Genomic DNA, 1,762 nt, shown 5'->3' on the forward strand with positions numbered 1-1,762 from the left:
TCTGAGAAAGGAAGGCTGACCCGCAAGCTTGTTGAACATATTCGAGACAATGGGGTTATTTTAGAGTATAAAACCGAGGAAGAAATTCCCCAGCCTCAACCGGGAGCTACTATGGTTTATAATTGTGAACATGTAACGGTTTTTAGAGAAGCTCTTGAGCAAGCTGAAAAGGAATTAATAATTGTTACTCCTTGGATTCGAGGTCCTGAATCAAGACAATTTGTTAAGGATATAGTTTCAGTTTTAGAAAAAAGAGTGAAAGTAACAGTTATTTATGGAAATAAAGGTCACGAAGAAAATGACTACAATGATGCTTTAACCGAAAATGATTTGAGAGCTTTATTCTCTAAACATTCAGGTTCACAATTAATTAGATTAGGTAGATAAATACATAAACAAAGCCGAGGTACAAATGCAAGAATTCTGGTTTGTGATACCAAGCTTGCTATTACAGGAAGTTGGAATTGGCTTTCTCATCCTTACAGAATACAGTGTCAAAGGTTATCAATAAATCCCAAGGTTATAATTCGCCAGGAAATGAGTATACAAATTTCTGACTTATCTTCAATAGAGGATATCAAAAATAAAATCAAGCAACTAATTACCCAGTAGTAATGAAATTTTATATTTAGGAAAAAACGACTCGAAAACCAAATTGATTGTCAGTAATACTTGCTATTTCGGAAAAGCGAGATGCTGAACGACACAAATTAGGATAAGAATTCCAAGAACCACCGCGCAAAACTCGATATTCCTCATTTCCATCATTTATCCATGCACTACCATCTGATGGTGCGTCATAATAATCTCCGTGTTCGTAGTCCTTACACCACTCCCAGACTAACCCGTGCATATCCGATAGCCCAAAAGCATTAGGGCTAAAACTACCAACCTCTGTCGTTTTTTTGCGATAATGGTGATCTTTGCTATCATAATTCGCTAAATTTGGTGTAATTTTTCTTCCAAAATGAAACGGAGTTGAGGTTCTGGCGCGACAAGCGTATTCCCATTCAGCTTCAGTGGGTAAACGATATTTTCTCCCTGTCTTTTGTGACAAGCGGACGCAAAACTCCTGTGCATGGTAACAAGAAACCTGCTCTACTGGTAAATTATCTCCTCTAAAACAAGATGGTTCAGGTTCAAGATGGCAGTTAATTTGTGGAAGGTTGGCAATAACCCTCCACTGTGCCTGAGTAATCGGATATTTACCTATAAAAAAGGGTTTAATAGTAACTATATGTTGAGGGCGTTCTTCTTCTTGAGACATTTCTTCCTCTCTAGGCGCGCCCATTGTAAATTGACCCCCTGGAATAGACACCATTTCTAGTTCAACGGTATCATTCAACATTTCGATAAAATGTTCAGCTTTTTGGCAGCTACGTTTTTCTCTCCCTTGAGCATCTAGTTTTACTACTTCAAATTCAAAGGTTTTGGTAGTTGGAGGTAATTTTGTTTTTGAATTGCTTGTTGCTACAATATTGTTACTGCTAGTTTGAGATGACAGGTTAGATGAATCATAATTTTGATGATTTTGGGTAAGGGATTTTTCGCTACCATTTTCCCCATCCTCACGCTTGAACAGATAGCCATCGTTCACGCGCATGAAAATGACAGGAGTGGCAAAATCCCGCGTGTGATCTTCTGTTGGACTCTGAATTATGGCACGTCGCCCATTCTGTGCCGCAATATCTACTGGAGCATCTGCTGCTAATTGTTGATAGAAGCGACAAGCAAATCGATTCGCAGTGGTGTTAGTAACTTA

The 1,762-nt window shown here is 38.5% G+C and carries 2 protein-coding genes; one reads left to right on the top strand and one right to left on the bottom strand.

What is annotated here, in order from left to right:
* Window positions 1-387: phospholipase D-like domain-containing protein (locus F6K37_RS40880; RefSeq protein ID WP_287257010.1), on the top strand; the 387-nt coding region annotated here is incomplete at its 5' end.
* Window positions 388-628: 241 nt separating this feature from the next.
* Here F6K37_RS40880 and F6K37_RS40885 read toward each other — a convergent pair.
* Window positions 629-1,603 carry a formylglycine-generating enzyme family protein gene (locus tag F6K37_RS40885; protein ID WP_287257011.1) on the bottom strand — a complete coding sequence of 325 codons (975 nt, stop codon included), beginning with the start codon at window positions 1,601-1,603 and terminating at the stop codon, window positions 629-631.
* Window positions 1,604-1,762 lie beyond the last annotated feature (159 nt).

The sequence above is a fragment of the Moorena sp. SIO4E2 genome (assembly GCF_010671945.1).
GTDB lineage: Bacteria > Cyanobacteriota > Cyanobacteriia > Cyanobacteriales > Coleofasciculaceae > Moorena > Moorena producens.

Bases quoted from the DNA above. Each gene is read 5' to 3' on its own strand.
- F6K37_RS40885 (WP_287257011.1), bottom strand. From the start codon at position 1,603: ATGCGCGTGAACGATGGCTATCTGTTCAAGCGTGAGGATGGGGAAAAT.